Origin of the sequence: Streptomyces sp. GESEQ-4, assembly GCF_017948455.1 — a bacterium.
Classification (GTDB): Bacteria; Actinomycetota; Actinomycetes; order Streptomycetales; family Streptomycetaceae; genus Streptomyces.
Genome location: NZ_JAFFSU010000047.1, coordinates 20,638 through 27,264, shown reverse-complemented (window position 1 = coordinate 27,264; position 6,627 = coordinate 20,638). Strand labels below are relative to the sequence as shown.

Annotated in this window: 5 protein-coding genes and 2 pseudogenes; 6 read left to right on the top strand and 1 reads right to left on the bottom strand. The window is 70.7% G+C overall.

The window, feature by feature from the left end:
- From KCH48_RS41040 to KCH48_RS43335, 6 genes and pseudogenes are all read left to right on the top strand, one after another.
- Positions 1–94: pseudogene (locus KCH48_RS41040) on the top strand (IS5/IS1182 family transposase); the annotation flags it as partial.
- Positions 95–240: 146 nt separating this feature from the next.
- Positions 241–565 (top strand): annotated as a pseudogene (locus KCH48_RS42740) (IS701 family transposase); the annotation flags it as partial.
- Between the two features lie 392 nt (positions 566–957).
- On the top strand, positions 958–1,689 hold the full coding sequence (locus tag KCH48_RS41035) for an alpha/beta fold hydrolase (RefSeq protein ID WP_210582743.1): 732 nt from the start codon (positions 958–960) through the stop codon (positions 1,687–1,689).
- A gap of 10 nt (positions 1,690–1,699) precedes the next feature.
- Complete coding sequence (locus tag KCH48_RS41030) at positions 1,700–2,671, top strand: alpha/beta hydrolase (RefSeq protein WP_210582742.1); 972 nt, start codon at positions 1,700–1,702, stop codon at positions 2,669–2,671.
- 155 nt (positions 2,672–2,826) lie between these two features.
- Positions 2,827–5,034, top strand: a complete 2,208-nt coding sequence (locus KCH48_RS41025) for a BREX system ATP-binding domain-containing protein (protein WP_307841090.1) — start codon at positions 2,827–2,829, stop codon at positions 5,032–5,034.
- A gap of 75 nt (positions 5,035–5,109) precedes the next feature.
- Positions 5,110–5,682: a helix-turn-helix transcriptional regulator gene (locus KCH48_RS43335; RefSeq protein ID WP_307841089.1), complete on the top strand. Its 573-nt coding sequence runs from the start codon at positions 5,110–5,112 to the stop codon at positions 5,680–5,682.
- Between the two features lie 194 nt (positions 5,683–5,876).
- On the opposite strand, the gene KCH48_RS41020 is transcribed toward KCH48_RS43335, so the two are convergent.
- Positions 5,877–6,626 carry a CE1759 family FMN reductase gene (locus KCH48_RS41020; RefSeq protein WP_210582741.1) on the bottom strand — a complete coding sequence of 250 codons (750 nt, stop codon included), beginning with the start codon at positions 6,624–6,626 and terminating at the stop codon, positions 5,877–5,879.
- Position 6,627: the final 1 nt, after the last annotated feature.

Here is a 6,627-nt window from a genome sequence, read left to right as displayed (position 1 = left end):
GGAGATCCTGCGCGACTGCCGCCTCAAAGGCGACGGCGTGCACCACGCCATGCTCGGCATCGCCCGCATGCACAACCTCGCCCTCGTCGGATAGTGCGAGTGTTCCTGCCCAGGGAAACGGCACCTTCACCAACCCGAAGATCATTTACGGGACAGCCTTGAGAGGCGCCTCGAGACGGAACCGGTCTAGAGATCTTTGACGGCTGGGGTTACGGCGGTTGGGGGGCGAGTCCGTGCCTCGGGCGTGGCGCATTCACCCCCGTGGCCTGGCGCCATGGCTCGCGAGGTGAGTTACCCTCCCGCTTCGCCGCCGTGCGTGTCCGCCCCGCCGGCAAGGCCGTCGAGCGTAGCCGCCGCCTCGGCCGAACGGGGCTGGTGGGACGGAGTTTTGCCGGACTGCTGGCTGCTCCTCGAGTGGCCCGCCGATGCCGAGGCGCCGACCGATTACTGGCTGTCCAACCTGCCCGCCGATACCCCGATCATCGACCTGGTGCGTTTGGCCAAGGTCCGCCGGCCAATCGAGCACGACTACCGCGAACTCAAGCACGGCCTGGGACTTGACCACCCGCACCGGGCTCACCCTCTACCACGTCCTCGACACCCTCCAGAACACGCACGACGACAAGATCAAGGCAGACCTAACGGAGTCCTACTAGCGGGATGCGGGTGCGGGTGCCATGCGGCAGAAGCTGGTCCCTGTCATCCGTGGCGAGGGCGTCTTGAGATTGGCCTCCGGCGAGTTGTGCGATCGCTTCCTCGTCGTCCCGGTGGAGGGTTGCGGCACGGCCCCATGACCAGCAGGAGCAGCGGACCGGCACCATCGGCACGGCTCTGTGTCTGTGAGGTGCCGACCGCGGCCATGGTTGCGGCGGTACCAGGGATCGCCGCCAGGGACTCACGGATGCGAGCGGTGCCGTCCTGGAGTCAGCTTGGGGCCTCCTGCAGAGGAGAAGGCCCATGACCATCACCACGACTACCGCGGACAAACCGACGATCGTGCTCGTCCATGGGGCATTCGCCGAGTCGTCGAGCTGGAACGGCGTCATCGCCGCACTGCTCGACGACGGCTTCCCCGTGCTCGCCGTCGCCAACCCGCTGCGCGGGGTCGCGCATGACGCGGACTACCTGCGCGGCGTCCTCTCGGCGATCGACGGCGACATCGTCTGTGTCGGTCATTCGTACGGCGGATCCGTGATCACCAACGGGGCCGCCGAGAACCGCAACGTGAAAGCCCTGGTCTACGTCGGCGGCTTCGCCCCGGACCAGGGAGAGAGCGCCGCCGACCTCGCGGGCCGCTACCCGGGCAGCACCCTCGCGGAGACGCTCGAACCGATCAAGCTGCCCGACGGCCGCGCCGACCTGTACATCCGACAGGACCGGTACCGCGCCCAGTTCGCCGCCGACTCCTCGGCTCGCGACGCCGCGGTGATGGCTGTGGGCCAGCGGCCCATCGTCGAGGCCGCGCTGGGCGAGGCTTCCCCCGGGGTGCCGGCCTGGAAGACCGTCCCGTCCTGGTTCCTGTTCGGCAGCGAGGACAAGAACATCCCCGCTGCCTCCCACCGCTTCATGGCCGAGCGGGCGAAGGCCAGGCGGACGGTGGAGATCGAAGGCGGATCGCACACCGTCGGCATCCCCAAGCCCGCCCCCGTCGCCGACCTCATCCGTGAGGCCGCGGGTTTCCGAGAATGAAGGAGCGAGCATGAGCACACAGCCCACCCCCGGCATCGTCCTGGAGTCCGCCTCTCAGCAGATCGCCGACGCGACCTCGCAACCGCCCTTCATGTACGAACTGGGCGTGGAGAAGGCCCGCCAGGTCCTCGACGACATCCAGAGGGAACCGATCGAGAAGCTCCCCGTCGACGAGGAGTGGATCACCGTCCCCGCCGACGTCGGTGACGTCCGGGTGCGCATCGTGCGCCCGCCCAACGCCGCACAGCCTCTGCCTGCCGTGCTGTACATGCACGGCGGCGGGTGGATCCTCGGCAATGCTGACACCCACGACCGGCTCGTCCGCGAACTCGCCGTCGGGGCGCGGGCCGCCGTCGTGTTCGTCGAGTACACGCGCTCGCCCGAGGCGCGCTACCCGGTCGCCCTGGAGCAGGGGTACGCGACGGCCCAGTGGATCCGCCGCCACGGCGGTGAGTACGGGCTGGATCCGGCTCGCCTCGCGGTGGCCGGCGACTCGGTCGGCGGGAACCTGGCCGCCGCGCTGACCCTGCTGGCCAAGGAGCGCGGCGACGTCCGTTTCGTCCACCAGTCGCTGTACTACCCGGTCACCGACGCCGCCATGGACACTGGCTCCTATGGCCAGTTCGCCACGGGTTACTTCCTGACGGCCAAGGCCATGGAGTGGTTCTGGGACGCCTATCTGCCCGACGTCGCACGCCGCTCGGCGATCACTGTCTCGCCGCTGCGGGCGAGCCTGGACCAGCTGGCCGGCCTGCCGCCCACGTTCGTGGCCGTGGACGAGGCCGACGTACTGCGCGACGAAGGGGAGGCGTACGCCGCGAAGCTGCGAGCCGCCGGAGTTCCCGTGACCACCGTCCGCTACGACGGCATGACGCACGACTTCATGATGCTCAACCCGCTCAGCGCCACTCACGCGACGCGGGCGGCCGTGGCGCAGGCCATCGCGACGCTGCGTGCGGCACTGGGCACGGACGAGGGATAGGAGCGAGAGGGGAGGGGTGTACGACCGACTCTGCGTAGGTCGTACACCCCTCCCGCTTGTGCTGTGCGCCCGTCTCCGTCCATGTCGTGGTCTGCGGGGAAAGATCCGGCAATTCGGCCTAGAGTGGCAACAGGTCGGTTCCGGACGGAGGCGGCATGTCGACGAGCCCGGGTGAGCCTCACCCTCCTGCCCGACAACTGCACGCCCACCTGCTGGGACGGCGTGCGCAGTGCGATTCCCTCGACCGGCTTCTGGACGCGGTGCGCGCCGGTGAGAGCCGTTCCCTGGCGATCCGCGGAGAGCCGGGGGTGGGCAAGACGGCACTGCTGGACTACCTGGTGGAGCAGGCCTCCGACTGCCGCGTGGTGAGTACTGCGGGCATCCAGTCGGAGATGGAGCTGGCCTTCGCCGCGGTGCACCAGCTCTGCGTACCGCTGCTGGACCTGCGCGACCGGCTGCCGGAGCCCCAGCGTGACGCGCTCGGCACGGCGTTCGGCATGCGCGGCGGGCCGCCGCCGGATCACTTCGTGCTGGGCCTCGGCGTCCTTGGTCTGTTCGCGGCGGCGGCCGAAGACCGGCCGCTGGTGTGCGTGGTTGACGACGCGCAGTGGCTGGACAGGGCCTCGTTGCAGGTCCTGGGATTCGTGGCCCGACGGTTGGCCGTGGAGTCGGTGGCCTGCGTGTGCGCGGTGCGCGACGAGGGTGGCGCGGAGAATGACTGGCCCCCGAGTCCGTGTGGGCTGCCGGAGATGCGGCTCGGAGGGCTCGGCGATGCCGATGCCCGCAGGCTGCTGCGCAGGGTGTTCCACGGTCCGCTGGACGAAGCCCTACGGGACCAGCTCATTGCCGAAGCGCGTGGCAATCCGCTGGGCCTGCTGGAACTGCCGCGCGGGTTGACCCATGCCGAGCTGGCGGGCGGTTTCGGGTTTCCGGTCGAGCGGGCACTGTCCCGCCGTATCGAGGACAGCTTCCTGCGACAGTTGAAGCAACTTCCTGCGGACACGCGGAAGTTGCTGCTGCTGGCGGCCGCCGAGCGGGTCGGCGATCCGGTGCTGGTCTGGCGTGCGGCCACCAAAGTGGGCATCGGTGCGGGCTCCTCGACCGCCGCCCCCGCGGACCACCTGATCCACTTCGGCACCCGGATCCGCTTCCGGCATCCGCTCGTGAGGTCGGCCGTCTACCGGGCCGCGTCGCCCGAGGAGCGGATGAGCGCGCATGCGGCGCTGGCGGCGGTGCTCGACGCCGATGCCCATCCGGAGCGCCGGGCGTGGCATCGCGCGTACGCGACGGCCGAGCCTGACGAGAAGGTCGCTGCGGAACTCGAGCACTCCGCAGGCCGTGCGCAGGCGCGGGGCGGTCTGGCCGCGGCGGCGGCCTTCATGCGGCGCGCCGTCATGCTCACCCGGGACCCGGCGCGCCGGGCAGAGCGGGCCCTGGCCGCCGCGCGGACCGAGCAGGAGGCCGGCGCGCCCGACGCCGCCCGGGAGCTGCTGGCCGCCGCACAGGCGGGGCCGCTGGACGAGCGACAGCGGGCGCTGGCGACTCTGCTGCATGCGGAGATCGTCTTCACCACGCACCACGGAAACGGCGCTTCCTCCCTGCTGCTCGACGCGGCGAAGCAACTGGGGCCGATGGACGTGCCGTTGGCGCGCGACACCTACCTCCAGGCGATCGCCGCCACGATGTACGCCGGCCGCCTGGCTGAGGGCGCGGGTGTGCGGGACGCTGCCGTGGCCGCGCGCGCGGCGCCGCCCCCAACTGGCGACCCCCGCGCGACCGACCTGCTCCTGGATGCCCTGGGCCGGCACTACACGGAGGGCATCCCCGCGGCGACCCCCGCCCTGCGGCACGCCGTACGCGCCTTCCTGGACGGCCGCGCCTCCGCCGAGGAGGAGCGCCGGTGGCTGTGGCTCGCCGTCATCCTCACGCTGGCCGAGTGGGACGACGAAGCCTGGCGCATGCTGGCGGACCGCCATGTCCGGCTTGCCCGCGCCACCGGCGCGCTCGCCGTCCTGCCCGTCGCGCTGATGGCGCGCATCCTGGCACACGTCTTCGAGGGGAATCTGGCGGAGGCCACCTCGCTGAGCGCGGAGGTGGACTCGATCACCGCGGTCACCGGGATGCGGACGACGAACCTGGGCGGCTTGGCGCTCGCTGCCTGGCGGGGCAGACCGGCCGAGTTCGAACGACTGAGGAAGACCGCGGTGAACGACGCGGCCTCGCGCGGCGAGGCCATCGCACTGACCGTCGGCCAGTGGGCCGGCGCAGTGCTTTGCAACGGCCTGGGCCGGTACGAAGAGGCGTGCGCGGCCGCCCGGGAAGCCGCCGGGGACTCGCCCGCACCGGGCGCGCCGGCCCAGTGAGCGCCGGCCGAACTGGTGGAGGCCGCCGTGCGCTGCGGCGACACGGAGCTTGCCTCCCAGGCCTTGGAACAGCTCATGACGACGACCCGGGCGAGCCGAACCGACTGGGCGCGCGGCATCGAGGCCCGGTCGCGCGCACTCGTGACGCACGACGAGGACGCCGAGGCCCTGTACCGCGAGGCGATCGACCGGCTCGACCGCACACCGCTGCGCTCGGAGAGCGCCCGCGCCCACCTCGTGTACGGCGAATGGCTGCGCCGCGAGCGACGCCGGCTCGAGGCCCGTCAACAGCTGCGCGCCGCGCACGAGTTGTTCAGCATCATGGGCATGGAGGCGTTCGCTGAGCGCGCGGCGAACGAGCTGGGGGCCACGGGGGAGAACCCCCGCAAGCGCACGGTCGAGACCAGCGGCGACCTGACCCCACGCGAGCTGCAGGTCGCCCGGCTCGCCGCCGATGGCCTGACCAACCCGGAGATCGGCAGCCGCCTGTTCATGAGTCCGCGCACGGTCGAGTACCACCTGCGCAAGGTCTTCGCCAAGCGCGGCATCGCCTCGCGCACGGAGCTCAGAACCGTGCTCGATCCGTGGCAGGCGGTGGGCGAGGCAACGAGGCTACCCGGCGGAGGTTTGAGGGCACAGAGTCCTTGACTCGGGCGGTCAGGGCCGCAGGTTCAAATCCTGATGACCGCTACGGCGGACGGGTTCCGGAAGACCGAGTCCCCCATGGACTGAGTCGGCAGGCGGCGCGGTCCGGGTACTGGAGAGCGAACAGCGGCAACCCCGCTCCATCGGGAAGGGGGTTGCCGCTGCCGTCTCACGGTGACGGTGAGCGGTCCTCGCGATCAGGTGTCGGACGGGTCACTCTGCCGGGGGATGGCACCACCTGTGGCAAGTCTCATCAGCGGGGTGTCGAAGTCGACGTCCGCCGCGGTCTGCTGTGCGCGGGTCGCGTTTCCGCTGAAGCGGTGCTGGTAACCGTTCCAGACGTGGTCGGTGATCGCGGCCCCGACAGCGGTGGTCATCAGCGTCGCGAGTTCGGTGACCGCGCGGGTGATGCGCTCGCCGAGGGCGAAGTCACCCCAGTCTTCCGGTGCGGCGAAGATGGAGGTGGGCACCGCGAGCGCACGCAGGTAGGCGATCATCGGGCGCAGTTGCCCGTCGACGACCAGTGCGTGGCGGGAACTGCCGGCCGTGGCGGCCAGCAGGGTGGGCTTGGCGACGATGAGGTCGTTGTCGAGTACGTCGAAGAAGGACTTGAACAATCCGCTGATACCGGCGGTGTAGACCGGCGAGACCGCGATCACGCCGTCTGCGGCGGCAAGCTGTTGGATGGCCGTCTGGAGCCGTTCGCCTGGAAAGCCGGAGACGATGGTCTGCGCGATGTCGACAGCGAGCGGAGCGAGTTCGATGATCTGGATCGCGGGCGTTCTGCCCTGCCGGCGGAGCAGGTCGGCGGTCTTCTGCGTGATTCGGTCGGCCAGCAGCCGGGATGACGAGGGGTTGCCGGTCCCGGCGCTGACCACCACGAGTGACAGTGGTGCGTCGGCCGGGTGCTCCGGACCGGCCTGGAAGTATGCCGTGTGGTCGGTCATG

Coding starts and splice junctions, on each gene's coding strand:
- KCH48_RS43335 (WP_307841089.1), top strand. CDS start 5,110: ATGACGACGACCCGGGCGAGCCGAACCGACTGGGCGCGCGGCATCGAG.
- KCH48_RS41025 (WP_307841090.1), top strand. CDS start 2,827: ATGTCGACGAGCCCGGGTGAGCCTCACCCTCCTGCCCGACAACTGCAC.
- KCH48_RS41020 (WP_210582741.1), bottom strand. CDS start 6,626: ATGACCGACCACACGGCATACTTCCAGGCCGGTCCGGAGCACCCGGCC.
- KCH48_RS41030 (WP_210582742.1), top strand. CDS start 1,700: ATGAGCACACAGCCCACCCCCGGCATCGTCCTGGAGTCCGCCTCTCAG.
- KCH48_RS41035 (WP_210582743.1), top strand. CDS start 958: ATGACCATCACCACGACTACCGCGGACAAACCGACGATCGTGCTCGTC.